The following is a 24,450-nucleotide window of genomic DNA, read 5'->3' as shown; positions in this document are numbered from 1 at the left end:
AAGTTTCACCGGATTTTAATGTACAAGCAAGTTGATTAACCAGGACACCATAGGCAAAATCATGGACACCGCCCGTATAGAGGAGGTGGTAGGTGATTTTGTGCCTTTAAAAAAGCGTGGGTCCAGTTTAATCGGTAATTGCCCTTTTCACAATGAAAAGACACCTTCGTTCCATGTTTCTGTAGCAAAGGGAATTTATAAATGTTTTGGCTGCGGCAAGGGTGGAGATTCTGTCCATTTCATTATGGACCATGAAAAATATTCCTATCCGGAGGCACTGAAATACCTGGCCAACAAGTACAATATTGAGGTCGAGGAAATTGCGCAGTCGCCCCAGAATATAGAAGCGCAAAACGCCAGGGAGAGTCTCTACATTGTTTCTGAGTATGCTGCAAATTATTTTGCGAATGAGCTCTGGACGGGCGAAGAAGGACGTGCCATAGGCCTCAGCTATTTTAAAGAGCGTGGGTTCAGGGAGGATATTGTCAAAAAGTTTCAGCTGGGCTATTCACCCGACGTCTGGGATGCGCTGATCCAGAGCTCGGTTGCTGCGGGACATAAGGAAGACTACCTGGAAAGGACCGGACTGGCCATCAGAAATGATAAGGGCAAACTGTATGACAGGTTCAGGGGTCGGGTTATGTTCCCTATCCACAATTTTACAGGACGCATTATCGGTTTCGGCGGACGCACGCTCAAGACGGATAAGAACGTTCCGAAATACGTAAACTCTCCCGAAAGCGAGATCTATCACAAATCAAACGTTCTTTATGGCCTCTTTCATGCCAAGAAGGCCATCAGGGATGCAGACAATTGCTACCTGGTGGAAGGTTATGCAGACGTCCTTTCCGTGCATCAGGCTGGAATAGAGAATGTCGTCGCCTCCTCAGGAACTTCGCTGACCACCGAACAGATCCGGCTGATCGGCAGGTTCACTCAAAACGTAACCATACTTTATGACGGGGATGCCGCGGGGATTAAAGCCTCCCTGCGGGGACTGGACATGATCCTTGAGGAAGGCCTCAATGTAAAAGTGGTGCTTTTCCCTGACGGCCATGATCCGGATTCCTATATGCACCATGTAGGTTCCGGTGAGTTTAAGAAGTACATTGAAAACACCCGAAAGGATTTTATACTCTATAAAGCCAGCATTCTCCTTAAAGAGGCAGGTACAGACCCGATCAAAAGAGCTGGCATCATCCGCGATATTGTCGAAAGCATCGCCAAAATACCCGATGACATTAAAGCGTCAGTTTTCATCCGGGAATGCAGCGGTCTGCTGCAGATAGAGGAAAGAACGCTTTTGTCTGAGCTCAATAAGATCAGGGCTGCGAAGTTCAAAAAAAGCAGCAATACCAACAATGCGCAATCCCAGCAGTTTCAAAACCCTTATCAGGACGGCCCGCCAGACAACCTGTTTGAAAATCCGGATCCCGGAGCAGCACTTGCTCCTGAGGCTGCGCCCGACAATGACCAGATTCAGGAAAGAGAAATTGTCCGTCTGCTTCTGGCCTTCGGGCATGAACTGGTCAACTGGGACAAGATCGATAACATGTACATCGGTTCATTCATCATGCAGAACCTGTCTGACGTTACCTTTGAAGATGCCCTGTGCAAACGGATCATAGATATTTACAGAGAGGAGATTGAAAACGGACATCTGCCTGTGGCCAATCAATTTATAAAAAGTGAGGACAGGGAGATCCAGGACCTGGCCATAACGCTTTCCACTTCACCTTACACACTTAGCGACAACTGGTACAATAAGCACCAGATCTATGTCAGAGACGAAACGGTAAATCTTAAGGCAACCATCCTTGGCGGCATATTTCATCTAAAAAAGCGTAAAGTCGACCGGATGCTCCTGAGCCTGCTGCAGGAAATCAAAACAGAAGAGGACAGCACCAACCAGGAAATCCTGATGCAGCGCTATTCATTCATCAAAGGTGTGGAAAAAGAGATCTCCAAATTCCTGGGTTCAGTTATATTAAAATAGATGGCGAGTCACAACGATCTGGGCAGACGCGGCGAAGAAATAGCCAGGGATTACCTGGAAAATCTGGGCTACCACATTTTGAAGATGAACTGGAAGTACGGAAGAGCTGAAGTTGACGTTATTGCTAACCAGCAAGGGACCATCATCTTTGTAGAAGTAAAGACCCGCTCCTCCATAGATTACGGAATGCCCGAAGATTTTGTCAGCAGGAAGAAAGAGCAGCAGCTTGAATACGCTTCTTCCGCTTATATAGAACAAACCAATCACCAGGGCGAGATCAGGTTTGACGTTATTGCAATTGTTTTTGAAAATAAAGACCTTTATAAAATTAATCACATAGAAGATGCATTCTGGCCAAGTTAAAAATACCGACACATTCTTTAAAATCATACCGGTGCTGTTCCTGTTGTGCAGCATGCTTTTTCTGTTGTCCTGCAAGGATAAGCCTGAGATTTCAGCGATCAGCTTTAAGCTTCCTGAACAGGGGCAGAGCATCAGCCTGGGTGAAGACATCAAAGTCCAGCTTGACCTTCCTGAAGGAGAAAAACTGACTTCAGCTATTTATTTACTGGATGGCAAACCGGCTGGCAGCAGCAGTGACGCCAAACCGGTTGTCCTGAAAACATCAGGACTCTCTGTTGGTTATAAGATCATCACAGCCATCGTGGACAGGGATGGACTGAAAGACACCGCCACGATAAGTGTATTGCTGAATTCCGGAATAAAACCGCAGGAGTACACTTATAAAATCGTGAAGACCTATCCGCACGACACTACCTCTTACACAGAAGGGCTGGCCTACCATGGCGGCAGGTTCCTAGAAAGCACAGGCGAGGAGGGACATTCTACATTAAGATGGGTGGATCCGTTAACGGGTAAAGCCTTAAAGCGCCTGGACCTGGATAAAAAATATTATGGAGAAGGATCTGCGCTGGTTGGTGACAAAATCATTATGCTGACCTATAAAACCAATGTAGGCCTTGTATATGACGCAAAAACCTTTAAACAACTGGATTCATTTAATTACCAGACCAGCAGAGAAGGTTGGGGCCTGTGCTTTGACGGCAAACATTTGATCACTTCTGACGGCACAAACCGCCTTTATTTCATGAACAAAGACACCTATAAAGACGAAAAGGTCATCGATGTATTTGACAACAAAGGTGCCGTAGACATGATCAATGAGCTGGAATATATTGATGGTAAGCTGTATGCTAACCTGTTCACCAAGGACGATGTTATTGTTATTGATCCCAATACCGGGATTGTAGAAAAGCGAATAAATCTGTCCGGATTACTGCCGGGCGATTATTTTAAGGACGATTATTCCATATCCAATAATGTTTTAAACGGTATTGCCTGGGATAAAGACGGAAAGCGTCTGTTTGTAACCGGAAAAAAATGGCCTAAGCTGTTTGAGATCGCACTGGTGCCCAAGCAATAAGAAATCTGACGAGTAAAAAATAGGCGAGGCACGAAACAATCTCCTCATACCAGATGGGATTGCTTTGTGCCTCGCTATGACGGGCTGCCAATAAACGTTTAGCCCTTCGCCGTTACTTGCTCAGTTCGCCTTGCTTGGGAGACTCAGCGATGTACCCGTAAAAGGTAATCGGCTGCCTGTTGGTACTATTTACATTTAATGTAGCGTAGCCATTCAATGTTACATTGAGCGTCATGCTCTGTACATCTTTGGCATCTTTCGGTTTAATGGTAATGACGTAGTTTCCTTTTTTCTTTTTCTCGGTCGTATAAGCAAAATCTTTAGATTTAAACTTGATGCCCGATTCATTTGGGTCTCTTGTGGCAGTGTAAGCCCTTCCATAATAAGGCAGATCAGAGTCGATGCTCTCCTTGTCTATCTTCAGCTGGTACCGCGAACCGCTCAGCTGGATCGCCGAACCCGATTGCCCTCCCGGCATTTTACTCAAAATCGCATTGATGTCAACGCTCGCTAACGGATAAGCGGTAGTCGCGTTGAACACTAAATTTTTGGCCTCCACTAACTTGATAGTAGTTTCTTTATCAGTCTGGGCTGATGCCTGTACCGCTGTAAACATTGCAGCGGCAATTAAAAAGCTTTTAAGATTGTTCATATTACATGGATTTTCATTAGTATATATTCATAAATGAATATACAAAATTATATTGGTAGTTTATTGTATTAGAACAAATTAGCCCCCATAAGGTTTAATTTATGGGGGCTATATTATATCTTGGAAACAAAAGCTATCTCCAGGCCTTGTACTGATTGATCAGGCCATTGGTAGAGCCGTCATGAGAAGAAACAGCCTGATCATCTCCAAGTTCGGGCAATATGCTTTTTGCGAGCTGCTTGCCCAGTTCTACTCCCCACTGGTCAAAACTGAAAATGTTCCAGATGATGCCCTGTACAAAAATCTTATGCTCATAAAACGCGATCAGGCTGCCTAAACTAAAAGGCGTTACCTTTTTCAACAAAATAGAATTCGTAGGCCTGTTGCCTTCAAAAACTTTAAACGGCGCCAGTTTTTCAATCTCTGCGTCACTCTTGCCTTCCTTTTGAAGTTCAGCCACTACCTGCTCTTTTGTTTTGCCGTTCATCAGTGCTTCAGTTTGGGCAAAGAAATTTGACAGCAAAATCGGGTGGTGGTCACCTATCGGGTTCAGGCTTTGGGCAGGGGCTATAAAATCACAAGGGATCAAACGCGTTCCCTGATGGATCAGCTGATAAAAAGCGTGCTGTCCATTTGTACCCGGCTCACCCCAGATGATCGGCCCTGTTTCATAAGCAACATCTTTTCCGTTGCGGTCCACGTGCTTGCCGTTACTTTCCATATCTCCCTGCTGAAAATAAGCAGCAAAGCGATGCATATATTGATCATATGGCAAAATGGCCTGCGTTTCGGCGTCAAAGAAATTGATGTACCAAACCCCGATCAGTGCAAGTATTACGGGAATGTTTATTTCAAATTCTGCAGTTTCAAAATGCTGGTCAGCTGCATGCGCACCGGCCAGCAATTGCTTAAAATTGTCAAATCCGATACTCAGGGCTATCGGCAGGCCAATGGCGCTCCATAGCGAGTAGCGACCACCCACCCAGTCCCAGAATTCAAACATATTGGCGGTATCAATTCCAAAAGCAGAAACATCTCTGGCATTCGTGGACAAGGCTGCGAAATGTTTAGCTACATCTTCTTTTTTCGCGCCCTTGCTCAGAAACCATTCCCGGGCCGTATTTGCGTTGGTCATCGTCTCCTGGGTAGTGAACGTCTTGGAAGCGACCAGGAACAGTGTTGTCTCCGGATCAACCGTCTTTAACGTCTCCGCGATGTGTGTACCGTCTATATTGGATACAAAGTGAAGGTTCAGGTGATTTTTGTAAGCCTTTAGCGCCTCAGTAACCATTACCGGACCCAGGTCAGAACCACCGATACCGATATTGACTACATCCGTAATCGCTTTACCTGTATAACCTTTCCATTCCCCGGAAATGATGGCATTGCTGAATTTTTCCATCTTGGCCAGCACCTGGTGTACATCTTCTACTACGTTTCTGCCATCTACCAGGATCTCGCCGCTGGCGGGTTCACGGAGCGCTACATGCAGTACCTGCCTGCCTTCTGTCTGGTTGATCTTATCGCCGCTGAACATTGCCTTAATGGCTTCATCCAGTTTGCATTCCCTGGCCAGCTGGATCAGCAGGGCAATGGTGGTATCATCAATCCTGTTTTTGGAATAATCGAACAGGATATCTTCAAATATCAGGGAGAATTTCTCGAAGCGCCCCTCGTCTTCTTTAAAGAGTTGTTTTAAGTCTTTTTCGTTGATGCTGATGAAATGATCAGCCAGGTATTTGTAAGCGTCGGTTTCTGTGAAGTTTACTGTAGGAAGCATAATATTAAAGTGTTTTTGTAAATGTAGCGGTTTATTTTATTTCCGGAAATTCAATTGTTGTTACCATTATAATCAAGGGGAGCGATATTATCATATTTAACAGATAAAGGAGCTATTTGTGAAAAGATTTTACTTAACTAAAGCAATTTTATATAAGTTTGTCATTATGACTAAAGAACAAATTCAGGATTTAAGGGACAGAGTAACGTCGCTGAGGAGGTATCTTTGACGTTGATAACCGTTTAGAAGATATCCGTATAGAACAGGAACTTACGCTGCAGCCAAATTTTTGGGACGATCCAAAAAAAGCAGAGCAGCACATCGCTCAGATCAATGCAAAAAAAATATGGACAGACGGCTGGCAGGAGGTAAACGGCCTGCTGGAGGATACACAGGTCATGTTTGATTTTTGGCAAAGCGGCGATGCCACTGAAGCAGAGATGCATGAGCAGTTTGACCTGTGCGTAAACGCCATTGAAGGTCTTGAACTGAAAAACATGCTCAAGACAAAAGAAGACCAGTTGCCAGCTGTCATGCAAATTACTGCGGGTGCGGGAGGAACAGAAAGTTGTGACTGGGCTTATATGCTCATGCGCATGTACCTGATGTGGGCAGAGAAAAATGGTTATAAGGTAACCGAGCAGGACTACCAGGAGGGTGAGGTAGCCGGAATTAAATCAGTCACCATTGAAATCTTCGGGGAATTTGCCTACGGCTACCTCAAGGGCGAAAACGGAGTGCACCGGTTGGTTCGGATCTCTCCTTTTGATTCCAATGCAAGAAGGCACACCTCTTTTGCCTCAGTTTATGTATACCCCCTTGTAGACGATACCATAGAGATCGAAGTCAATCCTTCGGAAATTGAATTTGAGACTTTCCGTTCCGGTGGGGCCGGCGGACAGAACGTCAACAAAGTAGAGACCGCGGTACGTTTATACCACAAGCCGTCGGGCATCATTATCAAGAATCAGGAATCCCGCTCACAGCTGCAAAACAAAGAGAATGCTATCCGTTTGCTGAAATCCCAGCTGTATGAAATTGAGATGCGCAAGCGTATGGAAGCCACCGCACTGGTAGAAGGCAGCAAAAAGAAGATAGAATGGGGCTCCCAGATCAGAAGTTATGTATTGGACGACAGAAGGGTCAAAGACCACCGGACCAATTACCAGACCTCAAACCCCCAGGCAGTGCTGGATGGAGACATCAATGACTTTTTAAAAGCATATTTAATGGAATTCTAATGAAGAAGCATTTTATCGCACTGCTTATGGTGACAACATCTGCGAGCGGCCTGATGGCCCAGGAAATTGTAAGTCTTTACGAAGGAAAAATTCCCGGATCTAAGACCACTCCGGCAGATTATAAAGAGGTGTCGCCTGTAGGCGCAGATCATATCACCAGGACAGCGAAAGTATCTGTGCCGGTCATGACCGTTTTTTTGCCAGCCAAAGAAAAGGCCAACGGTACAGCCGTGATCATTTGCCCGGGTGGCGGCTATGGAATTTTAGCGATAGATCATGAAGGTTTTAACGTGGCCAAAAAATTTAACGAAACCGGTGTAGCCGCATTTGTCCTGAAATACCGCCTGCCCAGCGACGCCATCATGGAAGACAAATCCATCGGGCCGATGATGGATGCAGAACAAGCCATTTACCTGGTTAGAAAAAATGCGGTGAAATGGGGGATTGATCCCGCCAAAATTGGTATCATGGGCTTTTCTGCAGGAGGACACCTCGCTTCCACACTTACCGTTCATTATGATGACGTAAAAATCCCAAACCCCGAAAAGTTAAGTCTGCGCCCCGATTTCTCCATTTTGATCTACCCGGTGATCTCCTTTGGCACCTTTGCTCATCAGGGATCAGCAATTAACCTCATCGGTAAAAACGGCACAGCAGAACAAAGAGAATATTTTTCTAATGAAAAACATGTGAATGCGAACACCCCGCTTACCTTCCTGGTGCATGCCAACGACGATGGCGGTGTCCCGGTTGAAAACAGCATCCTGTTTAACCAGGCCCTTGTCAAAAATAAAGTAAAAGCAGAGATGCACCTTTATCAGGGCGGCGGCCATGGTTTTGGACTGAACAACAAGACCACGAAAGACGATTGGTTTGAAAGACTGAAAAATTGGATGACCGCCAATAAATGGTTATAAGTCCGGGTTAATGAGGATGTCCTGCAGTTCTTTCAGCTCCTCCACCTTATCCCTGGAACCCAGGTTCTCATAAGCGGAGATCAGGTTCCTGATCACTCTTCTGATGATCTCGACATTACTGCAGGGGGCGTAAAAGCCCGGCAGCGGGTCGAGATTTAACTGACGGAGGAACTGGTCTACATCGTGTTTTCCAAAAATAGCCCCCTTATTGAATGCGTTGATGTAAAATAATACGCCAAATTCCTGTTCTTCACGTTTACTTTCATCAATATAACCCAATATAAAATGCTGGGGCAGGTTTACGCCGTATACAGGAATGTCCAGCTTCTGGGCTAAGGTAGAATAGATAATTGCAAGTGAGATCTGGTTGCCCTTTTTACTTTCCAGCACCTGGTTGATGTAAGAATTTTGCGGGTCATGGTGATTTTTTGTATTGCCGCTAAAACCGTAAACATTATAAAAGACATGATTGATGAGCTTTATTTTTTCGATAGAACTCATTTCATACTGGAGGCCCAGCCAGATCTCGCGCTTGATCTCTTCTATCTGAAGAATGATCTTCTCTTCATTGAGATCGGGATATTGATAACGGTTGATGACAAGCGCCCCCTGCAGCAAATCAAAAGCGCCGCTTTGGTACCACAGGTTCAGGTCCTCCTTAACATTGGTAAACTGGATCTTATGGACAATGTTCTCAATGCGCTGCTGAAGCAAAGAATCCAGGGAGTGTTCCCAGGCATTTTCCAAAAAATCGATCACCTCATTTCCATACGCCAGCAAGCGCTCTTCCACATGCTTATAGATCTCCAGATCAGGGTCGTCCAGCAATTTTACCAGGGCACTTATTTCTTTACTATTTTCCACCTATTTCTTAACCTTTTACGTGAAAGATAACAATCTGAATGTCTATTTTTGCGGCTATGGTTTTTAATTTTATCAGTGATTACCTCAAGCACCGCCTGACCGCAAAAAGCAGACATGGCACCCATTCGCCGTTTGTATACAAGCTAACGGATGAAGTAATTTACGATTTTAAGTACAAAAACGACTATAAAAGCATAGAGGAACAGAGAAAAAAACTTTTCAATGACGATTCCGTGATCACGGTTACAGACCTGGGCGCCGGTTCACAGCTCAATAAGAACCGGACAAAACGGGTCAGTCAGATAGCAAAGAACGCATTGAAAAAGCCCGGCCTTGCCCAGCTCATCTATCGCCTTGCAAAAGAAAACCAGCCAAAAAGTATCGTTGAACTGGGTACTTGCCTGGGCATTACTACAGCTTATTTGTCCAAAGCCTGCCCGGAAGCGAAGATCATTACCATAGAGGGCTGCCCGGAAACGGCTAAAGTGGCCGCCAGGAACTTTGAAGACCTCGGCCTGAAAAATATTGAACTGCAGGTTGGCAATTTTGACGTGCTTTTTCCAAAGGTCGTTGACCAGGCAGGCCAGCTTGATTTCGTATATATAGATGGCAACCACAGAAAAGAAGCCACATTAGATTACTTCAAATGGTGCCTGCCTAAAGTGCATGAAGGTTCCCTTTTGATTTTTGACGACATCTACTGGAGTGAAGGGATGAAAGAAGCCTGGGAGGAGATCAAAGCTCATCCTGAGGTCACTGTTACCATAGATCTGTTTTGGATAGGGCTGGTGTATTTCCGCAAGGGTCAGGTCAAGGAGCATTTTAAGATCAAATATTAAGATAAACCTCAGCAGCTTCTTTTATTTTAAAAACATTTCTACTCATTATCAGTCGCTTATACAAATAAACTGAACATTAAGTTGTATAACTGATTTTACAGTTGTAAAACTGAAATATAAGTTATAGCTTTAGGTTATGGAAGAATTAACCAAGGCAGAAGAGCGGATCATGCAGATCATCTGGAAACTGCAGAAAGCATTTGTAAAAGACATCATCGGGGAAATGGAGGAAGAATCAAAACCACCTTACAATACCATTTCTTCCATTGTCAGACTTTTAGAAAAAAAAGGTTACCTCCATTATAAAGCGTACGGCAAAACCTATGAGTACTTTCCTGCCATCAGCAAGGAGGACTATACCCGTACCACCTTTTCGAAATTGTTCTCTAGTTATTTTGACAATTCCCCTGCCAGTCTGCTCTCTTTTATGGTAAAGGAACAGGCGCTCAGCCCGGCCGATATAGAAGAACTGCAATCGCTCATCAACAAAAACAAGAAATGATATGGAATGGCTCACCTACCTGCTAAAAGTAAGCGCCTGCTCGGGCCTGTTTTATATATTCTATCATTTCTGCCTGCAACGGCTGACCTTTTTTAATGTCAACAGGATCTATCTGCTCAGTACGCTGGCCATTAGCTTTGTCATTCCTGCGCTGCAGCTTCAGGTGGAAAGATCAGCAGATGAACGCAGCCAGGCCAGAGAAGTTACAGCAGTGTATACCGGCACGTTTACGGATCTCCCTGCTCCTGGCGTTGCCATTCAGACCTCCGCTCCGCCAAAAGATGAATGGCTTTCTGCTATTGAATGGCCACAAGTGCTCTTTGTTTCCTACTGGCTCATCGCCTTCGTTATGCTGTCGATATCTGCCTCTCAGGCCCTACAGTTGTTAAAGCACACCCGGCAGATAAATCAAAAGATAGGCAGGCTCAGGGTCGTTTTTAAACAGGAAGGTTTCACCAACTGCTCATTCTTAAACTATGTGTTCTTAAACAGGGAAGAGCTAAGCGATGAAGAGATGGCCGTGATCCTGCACCACGAGAATGTGCACATTTCCCGTTATCATTCCGCTGATAAAATGATCATCGCCGTCTGCAAAGCCCTGTTGTGGTTCAATCCTGTGATCTACCTGTATGAAAAAGCCCTGGCGCAGGTGCACGAATACGAAGCAGACAGAGAAACCTCTGTAGCTATTGGCAGCACATCCTACGCCAGCATGTTACTGGCGATCGCAGTAAAAAAGAACAATCCCTCTTTAACACACAGCTTTGTCCGGAATCCGCTAAAAGGTCGGATCAAGATGCTTTTCAGCAACCCATCAAAAAACATGAAGAAGTTAACGTATCTCGCGGCGCTGCCCATTGGGCTGGCCCTGATCTGGACATTTGCCGTGCAAATTGTCTATGCAAACATTCTTGAACCAACAGCAAAACAAAGGCCTGAACAAATACAGATTAAATCGGTCCAGGCAGAAAAAGCTCCTTTAAAAGCTGCAGTGCCGGGCAATGAAATAAAAGACAAAAAACCCACCACTACAACCGCCCTTCCCGATACACTCTGGATGATCGATGACGTTTCCCCAGGCAAGTATTCTGAAGTGATCATCGACGGCAAATCTTATGAGATAGACATCCTGACCAAAATCAGTCCACGTATTATAAGCACTACAAGAGGGGCTGGAGGTAAGCTCGAGATCACCACCCACCATAACAAAATAGAGTACGCCACTCAAATTGACAGGGAAAATGTGATGGTACGCAGGAAAGCGCTTGCATCAGGTAAGATCTATGTTCGTTATCCCCAGAAAAATCAGGACGGCAGTCGATACGAATGGATAAATATAAAAGTGCCGGGTGGCGGTGGTGGCGGGGTAAGCCTCGATAGAGGAAAAAAGTTGCTGCTCATTTACGAAGGAAAACAATATTCCGAACGGAAATTTAAAGCCCTAACCGCAGATCAGCTAAGAAATAGGGTACAGAGTTTTAGTAGTTTCGGCAGAGATACGGAAAATGAAGAAATAAAAGCAAAATATGGAAAGGGATATGGCTCAATGATCGAAATCTTTAAACCAGAGGTGACGGAAACTAGCTTGTTTAGAAGTCCCGGGAATGTTAGTGATGCTAATGTTAAAGTTTCCTATAGTGCAAAAGATTCTGTCGTATTTGACAAAGACAAGAAGTTCGTCACACTTTATGGAGAAGTGAAGTTGGTGCAAGCCAAGCTGAACATCATTGCTGATACACTTAAGTATGACGATGCCAGCAAAATTGTGTACGCAAAAAATGTAAGTTTTACCAGCGAACTGTGGAAAAATCCGGTTGCGGGAAAATTTATGAAGTTTAACCTCAAGGATGGGAGCTACCAGATTTTAACTGATATACCATGGTTCTAAAATCAAAAGATCTTTAAAACGCCTCCGCCAGACTGATGTAAAATCCGGTCTGGCGTTTTTCATTTGCGCGCTTCTCACCAATACCGTAATCCACCCTTACGCTCAGCCCTTTTTCCGGATCAAAGAAATACCTGCCGCCTGCACCATAAGAAGGCTTGAAACTTTTAATGCCCAGATTATCTCCTGTACCTGTTCATTTCCAGAAAATGCTGTGAACTTATTGATGAGTACACCTTCTTTATTGTATAATAGATATGACGGAATATGTTTAGAGACAATTGTTTCAATAGATTTACCGCCTGCTGCCAATATTTGATAATATTTGCATCATGAGAAGAAAAGATGACATTTTGTGGAAGGGGGTTTTGGAGGATGTATTTGAGGATTTCCTCCGTTTTCTAAGTCCCGAGGCTGAATCACAACTTGACCTGGGCAGGGGATTTGAATTTCTTGATAAAGAGTTAGAACAGGTGTTTCCGCCAGAAAATGATGAGTATTCCCCAAAGGTGATCGATAAGCTGGTAAAGGTTTTTACAAGATCTGGTCAGGAGGAATGGGTCTTGGTGCATGTTGAGGTTCAGGGGCAGTATCAACGAGACTTTGCTCGCCGGATGTTCACTTATTTCTACAGAATTTTGGACAAATACCAAAGGCCGATCACTGCTTATGCTATTTTTACAGAGGGTTCCCTAAAAGAAAGAGCAGATACCTTTGAGTCAGCTTTTATGGGGACCAGTATACGTTACACTTTCAACACCTATAAGATAACATCTCAAGCATAACAGGAATTGGAGGCAAGTGAGAACCCTTTTGCCCTGGTAGTGCTTACAGCCAGAGCGGCTATGCAAGGCAAAGAAATAAAGGATGCAAAAGCACGGGACGAAGTTTTGCTGAATGTAAAGTTAAACCTGGCAAAGCAATTGCTGGTCAAAAAGATAGCAAAGAATAAAGTCCGGATCTTGATGAACTTTTTGAAGTATTATGTGCGTTTTGAAAATCCGGATATAAACAGTAAATTTGAAGAACAAGTAGAAATTTTAACAGAAAGGAGTACCACCATGGGTATAGAAGAATTGTTGCTGGACAGAGCGGAGAAGAGGGGCCAACAGCAGAAAAGCCACGATGTCGTTGAAAATTTGATTTCCGAATTGGGATTGTCTGATGATCAAATTGCCCGTATCGCAGAAGTTTCGATAGAATTCGTGCAAAAAGTGCGTGCTCAACTCAAAAAATAAAAAGGAATTACAATACTGATATTAGTAGAGCCATTGTCAACCGCAATGGCTTTTTAATTTTTAAAACGCCTCCGCCAGACTGATGTAAAATCCGGTCTGGCGTTTTTCATTTGCCCGTTTCTCGCCAATACCGTAATCCACCCTTACGCTCAGCCCTTTTTCCGGATCAAAGAAATACCTGCCGCCTGCGCCATAAGAAGGCTTGAAACTTTTAATGCCCAGATCGCCATTGTCAAATACCTGTCCCGCTCCGGCAAAGGCAACTACACCAAACCGGTTGTTGTAGCGGTAACGCAGTTCTGTCTGTCCTGCCAGCAAATTCCTGTCCCGGTAGCGTCCGGTATAATACCCCCGCATCATTTCGTCATTTCCCATTTGGGGTAAGAGATAAAAAGGGGTGTTCCTGCCCTGAACACTGTGGAACAAGGCATTTACGCCGAGCACAAATTTTGGTGACAGTGACCAGAAACTGCGCACATTAGCCCGGATCAGACTTCCGCTGAAGTTTTCGCCCCCGAAGAAATCCGGGGCGTATTGATAAGTAAGGCGGCCCATAAAGCCTTTTGTGGTGTAATTGTTCGAATTCCTTGTGTCGTAACTTTGGGAAATCCCGGCATAGACCACCGATCCGCCGACCTTATGAATGAGTGTGTTGTCGGTGGAATAAATCCCCCCTGCTTCCTTGTCTGTATAGTGGTAATTCTCAAATCCTACCGAAACCCCGCTGTACGTGTGGGGCAACAGCATTTTTTCCGCCTCAAGTGCTGTTTTGACATACCCCTGGATCAGTCTGTCCTTGTCAGCCTCGGCAGTGTTGTTGCCCAGCCCGTAAAAATCAAACGGCATCCGTTTAAATCTTACCTCTGCTATATAATGGTGTGTATTTCCTTTTGTCCAGATGTCACTTTTTAAAGAAATGTTGTACTGCCCCTTTGTAGAACCAGACAATACAGCTGAAAAATTGGAACTGCGGTTGCTCAGGTCCTTGCGGTCCAGATAAGTAGAGAAAAGTGCTCCAAGACCAAATTCAACACCGATCTCCTGGCTATAACGGAAAACCGGAACGGGCATAAAACTGGCCCGGCGGGAGGAGTCTGTCTTATCTGATAAATATCGTTCAATAAATTTTTTCTGTGCGGATACGTTTGCAGCCATCACGACCATCACTGTGCAAAGCGAAATTCTCTTCATTTGCCTAAAATAGTATAAAGTTTTTATTTCGGAAGTTTCAATGGCAATTTTGAGACCATAATTGAACCCACCCTTACCCTTGGTGGCAGAAAGGTCATAGCACGGTTTAGAAGTAACAACATCCAGACAGGGTAATAACAGGGTCTTAACAGGGTGATAACAGGGTCGTGGATATAATTATTATCTTATTAAGATATAGAAACCTATTTATTTTGATTGAGTGGGAGCTGAAGGACTTGTGGGTCAGACCAGAGGGATTCATAAATAAGGTATCCGCAATCCCTGATTTATAAATTTATGCTATTTTTGCGCTAACAAAAAATTTAGATGAAGATGAGTACAACAAGAGGACCAATATCTCAGTTTATGGAGCGCAATTACCTCCATTTTAATGCAGCAGCAATGATGGATGCCGCCAAAGGCTATGAAGCGCATTTGGATGAAGGCGGTAAGATGATGATCACCCTTGCAGGCGCTATGAGTACAGCTGAGCTGGGAATTTCTCTGGCAGAAATGATCCGCCAGGATAAAGTCGCGATCATTTCCTGTACAGGAGCGAACCTGGAAGAAGATATTATGAACCTTGTTGCGCATTCACACTATAAAAGAGTGCCCAATTACAGGGATTTGAGTCCGCAGGATGAGTGGGACTTGCTGGAAAACCATTATAACCGGGTTACAGATACCTGTATTCCTGAGGAAGAGGCTTTCAGAAGATTGCAAAAACACATTCATAAAATCTGGAAAGATGCGGATACTGCTGGTGAACGTTATTTTCCGCATGAATTTATGTACAAGATGCTGCTGAGCGGGGATCTGGAGCAATACTATGAGATAGACCCTAAAAATTCATGGATGCTGGCCGCAGCAGAAAAGAACCTGCCGATCGTGGTGCCGGGCTGGGAAGATTCGACCATGGGCAACATCTTTGCCTCTTATGTGATGAAGTCTGAAATAAAAGCCACCACCATGAAGAGCGGTATCGAATACATGGGCTGGCTTGCCGACTGGTACATCAACAACAGTGCGGGTAAAGGAATAGGCTTTTTTCAGATCGGCGGGGGCATAGCCGGAGATTTCCCGATTTGTGTGGTACCGATGCTTTACCAGGATATGGAAATGGAAAATATTCCTTTCTGGAGCTATTTCTGTCAGATCTCAGATTCCACCACTTCTTACGGATCCTATTCAGGTGCAGTACCCAATGAGAAGATCACCTGGGGAAAACTGGATATCCATACGCCGAAGTTCATCGTAGAATCGGATGCAACAATCGTAGCTCCGCTTATGTTTGCATGGATATTAAAAATGTAATTTAAATTCGCAAGTGCGGTCTGGAACCTGACCAAAAATGAGAATCAGCAATCTTTAAAAAATTGCTGATTTTCTTCGTTTAAAGCAGATTAAACGAACTATTTAGATTGATTATAAATTGTATTTACTGTCATTTCTTTGTCATTGGTAAGACAATAAATTTTACTTTTGTGGACGTTTTGGTGAAGTACCAGAGTTTAAACATCAATTCCGTTTATTAAGTTTTTTAAAAAATAGTATAAAATACTCATTATGAGGGATATCTCATTGATCGTTAGGAGAGTTTGGAAGTCAGCATTCATGTTTGCGGCTCTTTCTGTTCTAACCGTTTCTGCAACACAGGCACAAGATGTAGTGGAGGGCCGTAAGTTATTTAAGGATAATTGCGCTTCATGTCACCAGTTAACCAGTAATAGTACCGGCCCGGCATTGACCCCTAAACTGACCGAACTGGATGAAGCTTTTGCCATCAAATGGATCAAAAACTGGAAAGCGTTAGTTGATGCCGGAGACAAGGAAGCTATAGAAGCTTCTAAATTCTCTCCCGCCGAGATGACTGCTTTTCCGCGCTTAACAGATGAGCAGATTAAAAACATCATTGCCTATGCAAAAGCAGGTGAGCCTAAAAAAACAGATGCGGCCGGCGCTGCAGGTGGTGCTTCGACTGGAGCCTCCGATGGTGTGTCGGACTTTTCTATTGCCGGTGTAATTGCCATTGTCATTCTTTCTATAGTGGTGTTGGTTGTATTGGGCCGCGCTATCAAAATGCTGGAGCGCCTTATCCTTCAAAAACAAGGTGTTGTGTTACCGGAAGAAGAGTCGGTTTCTTTCGCTGAGGGCACCAGAAAAATGTTTAAGAACAAGAAGTTTGTCTTCTTCTTTATATTGTGCCTGATCATTGCCCTTGGGTCGTATGGCTGGATGGGTATGTGGAATACAGGTGTGCATACTGGTTATCAGCCATCACAGCCGATTAAATTCTCGCATGAGCTCCATGCCGGTACCAACCAGATCGATTGTCAATACTGCCATGCTGGCGCATTTAAATCGAAAAATGCAACCATTCCTTCGGCAAATGTTTGTATGAACTGTCACAAATCTGTTCAGGCGACTGAGAAATACGATGGCGAGATCTCACCTGAAATCCAGAAAATCTATAATGCGTTAGGTTACGATCCGGCTACCATGACCTACGATAAAACAAAAGAGAAGCCAATTGAATGGGTTCGTGTTCATAACCTGCCTGACTTTGCTTATTTCAACCACTCACAACACACTGTTGTAGGTGAGGAGGCGATCAGAAAAGAAAAAGGCCTGAAGCCAAATGAGCCGGTATGTTTTGCCTGCCATGGTCCGGTAAACACCATGGAAGAGATCTATCAGTTCTCTCCGCTGACCATGAAATGGTGTATCAATTGCCATAAAGACACCAAGCTTGAAGTGAAAGGAAATGCGTTTTATGACAAGATCATAGAAACACATGAGAAGATCAAAAAAGGCGAGAAGATTACGCCGGCTGCTTTGGGTGGTTTGGAATGTGGTAAGTGCCACTATTAATTAGAGTTTAATAAAAAGAACGTTCGATAAACAGTAATATAGCTTAAATGGAAAGCAATAAAAAATACTGGAAAGGCTTAGAAGAGTATAAAAACACTCCGGATTTTGTTGAAAACAACAAGAACGAATTTGCTGAGTCACTTCCAATTGAAGATGTTTTAAATGAAGCAGGGTTGAGTACAGTAACTCCGCGCCGTGACTTTTTGAAAGCTTTGGGCTTTGGGTTAGGCGCAGTTACGCTGGCAGCTTGCCAGACTGCCCCTATTCATAAATCAATTCCTTATCTGGTTAAACCTGAAGAGGTAGTTCCGGGCATCCCGAACTATTATGTTTCAAGTTTTAACGGTCAGAGTATTTTGGTGAAAACCAGGGAAGGAAGACCAATTAAGATTGAACCGAATCCCAATGCAGGCGGCTTTTTTAACGGTACTGATGCGCAGGCACAGGCTTCAGTTTTAGATCTGTATGATGTTTCCAAACTTCAGTTTCCGGTAAAGAAAGACGGAAGCAATGGCTTGACTAAAAGTAATTGGGCCGAGATCGACAAATTTGTACAGGCTGAACTGAGTAAAGCCCAGGCTTCCGGTAAAAAGATCCGGATCGTCTCTTCGTCTGTAAACAGTCCTTCGACGAAAGCAGTCATTGCTGATTTTACTGCTGCTTATCCAACTACAAAGCATGTTCAGTATGATGCAATTTCTTATACAGGTATCATTAAGGCAAATGAGAACAGCTTTGGTAAGGCTGTTGTTCCAAAATATAATTTTGATAAGGCTGACCTGATCGTGAGCTTTGGCGCGGATTTCCTGGGTACCTGGATCAGCGGTGAAGAATTTACTGCGCAATATGTTTCCAACAGGAACCAGAAGTCATTGAGCCAGGGCAAAATGTCCCGCCACTTTCAGTTTGAAGCTGGTATGAGCATGACAGGTACCAATGCGGATACCCGTGTTCCAATAAAATTGTCTGAAGAAGGTCCGGCGCTGATTGCCTTATACAATGCGATCACCGGTGCAAATCTGGCCGGCGGTATTTTGGGTAATAATGTGATTGCGGATAAAGCATTAAAGTTAGTCGCTAAAGAGTTATTACAGAATAAAGGAAAGTCTGTGGTGGTTTGCGGTTCAAATGATGTGTCTACACAGATTTTGGTAAACGCGATCAACTCAGCCATTGGTAGTTACGGTACTACAATCGATCTGGACAATCCGAATAAACGTTATGCGGGGAATGACGCAGAATTTGCCGAGTTCATCAACGAGATGAACAGAGGCGAAGTGGCTGCGGTATTTTTCCTGGACAGCAACCCGGCTTATGATGTGGCAAATGCGAAAGCATTTACTGACGGACTGGCTAAAGTTGGATTAAAGGTTTCTTTCTCTGACAGACAGGACGAGACGTCTTCACTTTGTGATGTGATTGCGATCAACCACAATTACCTGGAGTCATGGGGTGATGCAAACGCGTATGAGGGATATTATTCCATCGTACAGCCGACCATTAACCCGGTATTCAATTCACGCCAGGCAGAGGAAAGTTTGCTGATCTGGTCTAATGCCCCAGTTAAAGAATACTATCAGTATGTGCGCAACAACTGGGAGGCGACCATACTTCCTGTATTGGGTAAGACCTGGAAAGACGTACTGCAAACAGGGGTATTTGCTTCGGCGCCTAAACCAGCGGGGACTTATGCTTTCTCATTGTCTCTTGCAGCGGTGATTCCTTCCATCTTAAGCAACAGCAAGGCTTTGGTTAAGGACATCGAGCTTGAGGTTTATGAAAGTACTGGTATGCGTAACGGTAAATATGCCAATAATGCATTCCTGCAGGAGCTTCCTGATCCGGTTTCTAAGGTAACCTGGGACAATTACATTGCCCTGGCACCTAAGTTTGCTGAAAAATTAGGTTTTAAAGAATTTGATATCGTATCTGTAAAGGATGATAAAGGTTATTCCATTGAACTGCCTGTGCTGATCCAGCCGGGACAGGCACAGGGAACGGCTTCTATCGCTTTGGGATATGGCCGTACCAAGGCCGGTAAGGCTGGAAACGATGTAGGCCGCAATGCTTACCCCTTTGTAAGCTTTACCAACGGTACCTCTAAATATGCGACTACTGTAAAATTAGAAGCGACAGGAAAAAGAGATGAGCTTGCCCAAACGCAGACCCACCACTCTTTTGAAGGCCGTAGCATCATTCGTGAAGCTAGTTTCACTGCATACAAAAAGAACCCTGCTGCGGGATCCGGAAATGATCACGCTAAACATAAGACTTACGATCTGTGGGATAAATACGAAAAACCGGGTAACAACTGGGTGATGGCGATCGATTTGAATGCCTGTACCGGTTGTGGTTCTTGTATTGTTGCCTGTAACGTAGAAAATAACATTCCTGTTGTAGGTAAGGACGAGGTACGCAGGCGCAGGGAAATGCACTGGATCCGTATTGACCGCTACTACAGCTTTAATGTAGAGGGTGAAGGTCATGGAGAAGCCGCTCATGGCGAGCACGGGGCACACAGCAATGGCATCAATTCGGTGACCAAAGAAAAGGAAATTGCGCATCTGGACAACATGGACAATGTATCCGTAGTGCATCAGCCGATGCTTTGCCAGCACTGTGACCATGCGCCATGTGAGACGGTTTGTCCGGTACTGGCTACTACCCACTCTTCAGACGGCTTAAACCATATGGCTTATAACCGTTGCGTAGGTACCCGTTATTGTGCCAACAACTGTCCGTATAAAGTGCGCCGTTTCAACTGGTTCAACTACTGGAACGATTCACGTTTTGACAATTACCTGAACAATGAGTTTACACAGCTGGTACTTAACCCTGATGTGACTACCCGTTCAAGAGGTGTGATGGAAAAATGTACCATGTGTATTCAGCGTATTCAGTCTGGTAAACTGCAGGCCAAAATTGAAAAACGTCCATTGAAAGATGGCGAGATCAAAATGGCATGTCAGCAAGCTTGTTCTGCAAATGCGATCATATTTGGTGACGGCAATGACCCTAATTCGGAAGTTTCTAAAGCATTGCGTAGTGAACGTACTTACTATGTGCTGGAAGAGATCAACGTACAGCCGGGTATAGGTTATATGACAAAAATTAGAAATACAGATACAACAGTACACGCGTAAGCAGATAGCTGATATTAAAAGAAAATAAATTATGTCAGGACATAAGGAATCAATATTAAGAGAACCACTAATTACCGGTCAGAACATCACGTATTCGAAGATTACGAGTGATATTCTGCTGCCGGTGGAGAACAAGCCTAACAGGGCGTGGTGGATTGGATTTATAATCGCACTTTGCGGTGCTATGCTTTGGGTGTTTGCCGTGAGCTATACCTTCTGGTTCGGTATCGGATCATGGGGATTGAATAAAACAGTGGGCTGGGCCTGGGACATCACCGGTTTCGTGTGGTGGGTGGGTATTGGTCACGCAGGAACACTGATCTCTGCGGTACTGCTGCTCTTCCGTCAGAACTGGAGGAACTCGATCAACAGGTCTGCTGAGGCGATGACGATATTTGCCGTTATCTGTGCAGCTACTTATGTGGTATCTCACATGGGCCGTCCATGGCTGGCTTACTGGGTACTGCCATTGCCAAACCAGTTTGGTTCACTATGGGTAAACTTTAACTCGCCGCTTGTATGGGATATGTTTGCGATCTCTACCTACTTCTCGGTTTCATTATTGTTCTGGTACACCGGTTTGTTGCCTGATATCGCAACGATCCGTGACCGTGCTACAGGTCTGAGACGCAGGATCTATTCTATATTCTCATTCGGCTGGTCCGGTAATGTGAAAACCTGGCAGCGTTTTGAGGCGGTGTCTCTAATCCTTGCAGGTATCTCTACACCACTTGTACTTTCGGTACACACGATTGTATCCATGGACTTTGCTACCTCTGTAATTCCGGGATGGCACACGACCATCTTCCCTCCTTATTTTGTGGCGGGAGCGATCTTCTCGGGTTTTGCGATGGTGCTTACCTTACTGTTGGTTGCACGTAAAGTGCTGGGGCTGGAGAATTACATCACCATGTTCCACATTGAATCGATGAACAAGATCATCATCCTGACGGGCTCTATTGTTGGTGTGGCTTATCTGACAGAATTCTTCATCGCCTGGTATTCAGGTTCTGAATATGAACAATATGCCTTCATCAACCGTTCGACCGGGCCTTACTGGTGGGCGTACTGGATGATGATGACCTGTAACGTGATCTCTCCGCAATTGCTGTGGTTCAAAAAGATCCGTACAAATATAGCTGCAACCTGGATCCTGTCTATCGTAGTAAATATCGGGATGTGGTTTGAGCGTTTTGTGATTATCGTGACTTCACTGCACCGTGATTATATCCCTTCAAGCTGGGCGATGTTCTATCCGACATGGGTTGATGTGAGTGTGTTCATAGGTTCAATAGGATTATTCTTCACTTTGTTCCTGCTGTTTTTAAGGGTATTGCCTTCTATAGCAATAGCAGAGGTGAAATTACTGTTGAAGAGCGCAAGTGAGCAGGCTAAACTGGAGCAAATTAAAGAAGGTCACTTAGATAAAGAACAGGTAGCGGAATACATTGGTTCTTTAGATAAGTTTGATAGTGTTAAACAAGAAGAATACGCAAAAATATAACAATGAGTAATATCAAATATATTTTAGGCAGTTTTGGTGATCCTGATGAAATGATGCACGGCATCGATAAATTGCAGGAGAATAACATTAAGATACATGATGTTTATACACCAATGCCTATTCACGGCATAGAAGCTAAATTGGGAATTAAAAGATCCAGACTGGATGTACTCGCATTCTTTTGCGGACTTACGGGTACTGCATCTGCATTTGCACTGATCTATTTGACGTCTGTAGTTGACTGGAGGCATAACATTGGTGGTAAACCTGCTTTAGCACTTCCGGATTTTATTCCGATTATGTTTGAGCTGACAGTATTGTTCTGCGCGTTCAGTCTGGTCGGTGCTTACTATGCCTCTACTCACTTGTTTCCCGGAAGGGCACCAAGGGTGATGGACCTGAGGGCAACTGATGACAGGTTCATTATTGCGATAGACGCGAAAGAAAATGCTGAGCACAGCGTAATTGATGGTTTATTAAAAGATGCCGGTGCTTTGGAAGTAAAGTACAATGAAAGGAAGTATGTTAGCTATGAATAAGAATAAAGTAGTTTTAGCCTCGTTTTGTATACTGGCAAGTGCTGTGGTATTTTCAGCATGCCGGGATAAGGAAAGCACAGGCTTAGAATATGCAAGGAATATGTATGATCCGCTTGCTTACAATCCGGACCAGCCAAATAAGAACTTTGCAAACGGACAAACTGCGCAAACGCCTCCAGCTCATACGGCACCGGTTGGGTTTGTAGAGGATGATATTTATCCGAATACAAAGGAAGGGTATGAGGCTGCAGGTGTGAACCTGGTAAACACAATGCCCCTGACTGAAGAGAACTTACTGAAAGGGCAGCACCTTTATGTGGTGATGTGCGGTCCTTGCCACGGAGAAAAAGGTGACGGACAAGGCCATCTGGTTAAAATTGAGAAATTTAGCGGGGTACCTTCATTCCATGATCCGGAGAAGGCATCCTCAAGAGGCGGCCTGATGAAAGACCTGACTGCGGGAAAAATTTACCATACCATTAAATACGGGGTGAACATGATGGGATCTTATGCCTCCCAGCTGTCACCTGACGAGAGATGGAAAGTGGTATTGTACGTACAAGAATTACAAAAAGCAAAATAGTAAAGAAGAAATAAATGGGAACTCATAATTATAATTTAACTGAGCAGTTTGAGTTTACAGGTAAAGCAAAAACTTTAAGCATAATCGCTATCGTTATAGGTATAGCGGCTATCGGTTTTGGTTTTTCTAAAGAGACTCTGCATGAGCGTACTTTTGCAAACCTGTTATTAATGGCTTATTACTTTGCTTGTGTTTGCATGTCCGGCGCTTTCTTTTTAGCCGTGCAGTTTGTAGCACAGGCTGGTTGGTCTGCTTCGATACTACGTGTACCTGAGGCCATGGCGAAAGTACTGCCGATTGCGGTGGTGATCTTACTGGTTGTCATAGGACTTGGTTTATATACACATAACTTATATCATCACTGGCATGCAGAGGGTCTTACTGATCCAAACAGCGAGAACTATGATAAACTGATAGACGGTAAGTCGTCTTTTCTGAACGTGCCATTCTTTATGGGCAGGCAGTTTGTTTTTCTGACTGTATACAGTGTATTTGCCTATTTTCTGGCAAAATGGTCAAACAATGAGGATGTGGAAGGTGGTCTGAATTCATATAGGAAGAGCTTTAAGTACTCTTGTGTATTTTTAGTGATCTACGGATTTACTACACCGATATTTGCATTTGATACCGTGATGTCACTGGAAGCACACTGGTTCTCTACCATGTTTGGCTGGTACAACTTTGCTGCGATGTGGGTGAGCAGCCTGGCTGCTATCGCTATCATTCTGATCTTGCTGAGAAAAGCAGGTTATATGAGCTGGGTAAACAACAGTCACCTGCACAATCTGGGACAGTTCATCTTCGGCTTCTCTATATTCTGGACCTATGTATGGTTTGCCCAGTTTATGCTGATCTACTATGCGAACATTCCGGAAGAGACTGTATATTTTTATAACAGATGGGAAAACTATGAATTCTGGTGGTATTTAAACCTGGTACTTAACTTTCTTTCACCTGTATTGCTGCTGATGGACAGGGACAATAAGAGACAGGAAAATGTGCTGTTGGGTGTATCGATAGTTGTGCTGTGCGGCCACTGGGTAGACTATTATCAAATGATCATGCCGGGCGCGGTGGAGAAGGGTGAGAACGGATTTGGATTTATTGAGATCGGAACTGCGCTAGGTTTTGTAGGTTTGTTTACCTTTACAGTTCTGAGGGCATTGAGCAAGAAGCCGCTGATCGCAAAAAATCATCCTTTCTTGCAGGAAAGTTTAAATCACCACTTGTAATACGGGTGGAACAGCATATAATAAATAAT

21 protein-coding genes are annotated in these 24,450 nt (G+C 44.2%); 17 read left to right on the top strand and 4 right to left on the bottom strand.

Translation table 11 applies throughout. The features are described from left to right. The first annotated feature begins 31 nt into the window (after window positions 1-31). The 3 genes from dnaG to QEP08_RS15825 are packed head-to-tail and all read left to right on the top strand — an operon-like array spanning window position 32 to window position 3,440. Window positions 32-1,996: a DNA primase gene (gene dnaG, locus QEP08_RS15835; protein WP_285059498.1), complete on the top strand. Its 1,965-nt coding sequence runs from the start codon at window positions 32-34 to the stop codon at window positions 1,994-1,996. Next, complete coding sequence (locus tag QEP08_RS15830) at window positions 1,997-2,359, top strand: YraN family protein (RefSeq protein WP_285059496.1); 363 nt, start codon at window positions 1,997-1,999, stop codon at window positions 2,357-2,359. Then, the gene (locus QEP08_RS15825; protein WP_285059493.1) at window positions 2,340-3,440 is read left to right on the top strand and encodes a glutaminyl-peptide cyclotransferase; all 1,101 of its coding nucleotides are present in this window, start codon (window positions 2,340-2,342) and stop codon (window positions 3,438-3,440) included. The genes QEP08_RS15830 and QEP08_RS15825 overlap by 20 nt, the downstream gene beginning before the upstream one ends. A 112-nt stretch (window positions 3,441-3,552) precedes the next feature. Here the strand turns inward: QEP08_RS15825 and QEP08_RS15820 are convergent, their stop codons facing one another. Beyond that, window positions 3,553-4,092 carry a DUF4251 domain-containing protein gene (locus QEP08_RS15820; RefSeq protein ID WP_285059492.1) on the bottom strand — a complete coding sequence of 180 codons (540 nt, stop codon included), beginning with the start codon at window positions 4,090-4,092 and terminating at the stop codon, window positions 3,553-3,555. A gap of 133 nt (window positions 4,093-4,225) precedes the next feature. Further along, window positions 4,226-5,872, bottom strand: coding sequence for a glucose-6-phosphate isomerase (pgi, locus tag QEP08_RS15815; protein ID WP_285059490.1), 1,647 nt, complete (start codon window positions 5,870-5,872; stop codon window positions 4,226-4,228). Window positions 5,873-6,038: 166 nt separating this feature from the next. Between pgi and prfB the strand changes: the two genes are divergently transcribed. Next, a protein-coding gene (gene prfB, locus QEP08_RS15810) for a peptide chain release factor 2 (RefSeq protein WP_285059488.1) occupies window positions 6,039-7,113 on the top strand; the annotation gives its coding sequence in 2 pieces (ribosomal slippage) (window positions 6,039-6,098 and window positions 6,100-7,113; 1,074 coding nt in all). Continuing rightward, window positions 7,113-8,030: an alpha/beta hydrolase gene (locus QEP08_RS15805; RefSeq protein WP_285059486.1), complete on the top strand. Its 918-nt coding sequence runs from the start codon at window positions 7,113-7,115 to the stop codon at window positions 8,028-8,030. Before prfB ends, QEP08_RS15805 begins: the two co-directional genes overlap by 1 nt. Here the strand turns inward: QEP08_RS15805 and QEP08_RS15800 are convergent. Further along, window positions 8,025-8,894, bottom strand: a complete 870-nt coding sequence (locus tag QEP08_RS15800) for a transglutaminase-like domain-containing protein (protein ID WP_285059484.1) — start codon at window positions 8,892-8,894, stop codon at window positions 8,025-8,027. The two genes, QEP08_RS15805 and QEP08_RS15800, sit on opposite strands and share 6 nt — an antisense overlap. A 38-nt stretch (window positions 8,895-8,932) precedes the next feature. Here QEP08_RS15800 and QEP08_RS15795 point away from each other — a divergent pair, with 38 nt between their 5' ends. The 5 genes from QEP08_RS15795 to QEP08_RS15770 all read left to right on the top strand — a co-directional run bounded on the left by QEP08_RS15795 (window position 8,933) and on the right by QEP08_RS15770 (window position 13,358). After that, window positions 8,933-9,733 carry an O-methyltransferase gene (locus QEP08_RS15795; protein WP_285059482.1) on the top strand — a complete coding sequence of 267 codons (801 nt, stop codon included), beginning with the start codon at window positions 8,933-8,935 and terminating at the stop codon, window positions 9,731-9,733. Window positions 9,734-9,869: 136 nt separating this feature from the next. Then, a complete protein-coding gene (locus QEP08_RS15790; protein ID WP_285059480.1) occupies window positions 9,870-10,235 on the top strand; it encodes a BlaI/MecI/CopY family transcriptional regulator in 366 nt (121 codons plus the stop codon). Window position 10,236: 1 nt separating this feature from the next. Next, window positions 10,237-12,123 carry a M56 family metallopeptidase gene (locus QEP08_RS15785; RefSeq protein ID WP_285059478.1) on the top strand — a complete coding sequence of 629 codons (1,887 nt, stop codon included), beginning with the start codon at window positions 10,237-10,239 and terminating at the stop codon, window positions 12,121-12,123. A 329-nt stretch (window positions 12,124-12,452) separates the two neighbouring features. Continuing rightward, window positions 12,453-12,905, top strand: a complete 453-nt coding sequence (locus QEP08_RS15775) for an RpnC/YadD family protein (RefSeq protein WP_285059476.1) — start codon at window positions 12,453-12,455, stop codon at window positions 12,903-12,905. A 60-nt stretch (window positions 12,906-12,965) separates the two neighbouring features. Beyond that, entirely contained in the window at window positions 12,966-13,358 is a 393-nt protein-coding gene (locus QEP08_RS15770; RefSeq protein WP_285059474.1) for a hypothetical protein, read from the top strand. Window positions 13,359-13,418: 60 nt separating this feature from the next. On the opposite strand, the gene QEP08_RS15765 is transcribed toward QEP08_RS15770, so the two are convergent. Beyond that, window positions 13,419-14,549, bottom strand: a complete 1,131-nt coding sequence (locus QEP08_RS15765) for a BamA/TamA family outer membrane protein (protein ID WP_285059471.1) — start codon at window positions 14,547-14,549, stop codon at window positions 13,419-13,421. A 333-nt stretch (window positions 14,550-14,882) separates the two neighbouring features. On the opposite strand from QEP08_RS15765, the gene QEP08_RS15760 reads away from it, so the two are divergent. The 7 genes from QEP08_RS15760 (at window position 14,883) to QEP08_RS15730 (ending at window position 24,421) form a co-directional block, all read left to right on the top strand. Then, window positions 14,883-15,863 carry a deoxyhypusine synthase family protein gene (locus QEP08_RS15760; RefSeq protein WP_285059469.1) on the top strand — a complete coding sequence of 327 codons (981 nt, stop codon included), beginning with the start codon at window positions 14,883-14,885 and terminating at the stop codon, window positions 15,861-15,863. A 252-nt stretch (window positions 15,864-16,115) separates the two neighbouring features. After that, window positions 16,116-17,420 carry a c-type cytochrome gene (locus QEP08_RS15755; protein WP_285059467.1) on the top strand — a complete coding sequence of 435 codons (1,305 nt, stop codon included), beginning with the start codon at window positions 16,116-16,118 and terminating at the stop codon, window positions 17,418-17,420. 47 nt (window positions 17,421-17,467) lie between these two features. Then, window positions 17,468-20,563, top strand: coding sequence for a TAT-variant-translocated molybdopterin oxidoreductase (locus QEP08_RS15750; protein WP_285059466.1), 3,096 nt, complete (start codon window positions 17,468-17,470; stop codon window positions 20,561-20,563). 31 nt (window positions 20,564-20,594) lie between these two features. Next, complete coding sequence (gene nrfD / locus QEP08_RS15745; protein WP_285059464.1) at window positions 20,595-22,067, top strand: NrfD/PsrC family molybdoenzyme membrane anchor subunit; 1,473 nt, start codon at window positions 20,595-20,597, stop codon at window positions 22,065-22,067. 2 nt (window positions 22,068-22,069) lie between these two features. Beyond that, window positions 22,070-22,606 carry a DUF3341 domain-containing protein gene (locus QEP08_RS15740; RefSeq protein WP_285059463.1) on the top strand — a complete coding sequence of 179 codons (537 nt, stop codon included), beginning with the start codon at window positions 22,070-22,072 and terminating at the stop codon, window positions 22,604-22,606. Next, window positions 22,599-23,189: a c-type cytochrome gene (locus tag QEP08_RS15735; RefSeq protein WP_349019045.1), complete on the top strand. Its 591-nt coding sequence runs from the start codon at window positions 22,599-22,601 to the stop codon at window positions 23,187-23,189. Before QEP08_RS15740 ends, QEP08_RS15735 begins: the two co-directional genes overlap by 8 nt. A gap of 14 nt (window positions 23,190-23,203) precedes the next feature. Continuing rightward, entirely contained in the window at window positions 23,204-24,421 is a 1,218-nt protein-coding gene (locus tag QEP08_RS15730) for a quinol:cytochrome C oxidoreductase (protein ID WP_285059460.1), read from the top strand. Window positions 24,422-24,450 lie beyond the last annotated feature (29 nt).

The organism is Pedobacter ginsengisoli, assembly GCF_030244015.1.
Lineage (GTDB): Bacteria > Bacteroidota > Bacteroidia > Sphingobacteriales > Sphingobacteriaceae > Pedobacter > Pedobacter ginsengisoli.
Note: the sequence above shows the minus strand (reverse complement) of the source record. Positions and strands in the feature narration are given on the sequence as shown.

What these genes read in the sequence shown, in the direction of transcription:
- QEP08_RS15830 (WP_285059496.1), top strand. Translation starts at nt 1,997, where the DNA reads ATGGCGAGTCACAACGATCTGGGCAGACGCGGCGAAGAAATAGCCAGG.
- QEP08_RS15825 (WP_285059493.1), top strand. Translation starts at nt 2,340, where the DNA reads ATGCATTCTGGCCAAGTTAAAAATACCGACACATTCTTTAAAATCATA.
- QEP08_RS15820 (WP_285059492.1), bottom strand. Translation starts at nt 4,092, where the DNA reads ATGAACAATCTTAAAAGCTTTTTAATTGCCGCTGCAATGTTTACAGCG.
- pgi (WP_285059490.1), bottom strand. Translation starts at nt 5,872, where the DNA reads ATGCTTCCTACAGTAAACTTCACAGAAACCGACGCTTACAAATACCTG.
- QEP08_RS15805 (WP_285059486.1), top strand. Translation starts at nt 7,113, where the DNA reads ATGAAGAAGCATTTTATCGCACTGCTTATGGTGACAACATCTGCGAGC.
- QEP08_RS15795 (WP_285059482.1), top strand. Translation starts at nt 8,933, where the DNA reads ATGTCTATTTTTGCGGCTATGGTTTTTAATTTTATCAGTGATTACCTC.
- QEP08_RS15790 (WP_285059480.1), top strand. Translation starts at nt 9,870, where the DNA reads ATGGAAGAATTAACCAAGGCAGAAGAGCGGATCATGCAGATCATCTGG.
- QEP08_RS15785 (WP_285059478.1), top strand. Translation starts at nt 10,237, where the DNA reads ATGGAATGGCTCACCTACCTGCTAAAAGTAAGCGCCTGCTCGGGCCTG.
- QEP08_RS15775 (WP_285059476.1), top strand. Translation starts at nt 12,453, where the DNA reads ATGAGAAGAAAAGATGACATTTTGTGGAAGGGGGTTTTGGAGGATGTA.
- QEP08_RS15770 (WP_285059474.1), top strand. Translation starts at nt 12,966, where the DNA reads ATGCAAGGCAAAGAAATAAAGGATGCAAAAGCACGGGACGAAGTTTTG.
- QEP08_RS15765 (WP_285059471.1), bottom strand. Translation starts at nt 14,549, where the DNA reads ATGAAGAGAATTTCGCTTTGCACAGTGATGGTCGTGATGGCTGCAAAC.
- QEP08_RS15760 (WP_285059469.1), top strand. Translation starts at nt 14,883, where the DNA reads ATGAGTACAACAAGAGGACCAATATCTCAGTTTATGGAGCGCAATTAC.
- QEP08_RS15755 (WP_285059467.1), top strand. Translation starts at nt 16,116, where the DNA reads ATGAGGGATATCTCATTGATCGTTAGGAGAGTTTGGAAGTCAGCATTC.
- QEP08_RS15750 (WP_285059466.1), top strand. Translation starts at nt 17,468, where the DNA reads ATGGAAAGCAATAAAAAATACTGGAAAGGCTTAGAAGAGTATAAAAAC.
- nrfD (WP_285059464.1), top strand. Translation starts at nt 20,595, where the DNA reads ATGTCAGGACATAAGGAATCAATATTAAGAGAACCACTAATTACCGGT.
- QEP08_RS15740 (WP_285059463.1), top strand. Translation starts at nt 22,070, where the DNA reads ATGAGTAATATCAAATATATTTTAGGCAGTTTTGGTGATCCTGATGAA.
- QEP08_RS15735 (WP_349019045.1), top strand. Translation starts at nt 22,599, where the DNA reads ATGAATAAGAATAAAGTAGTTTTAGCCTCGTTTTGTATACTGGCAAGT.
- QEP08_RS15730 (WP_285059460.1), top strand. Translation starts at nt 23,204, where the DNA reads ATGGGAACTCATAATTATAATTTAACTGAGCAGTTTGAGTTTACAGGT.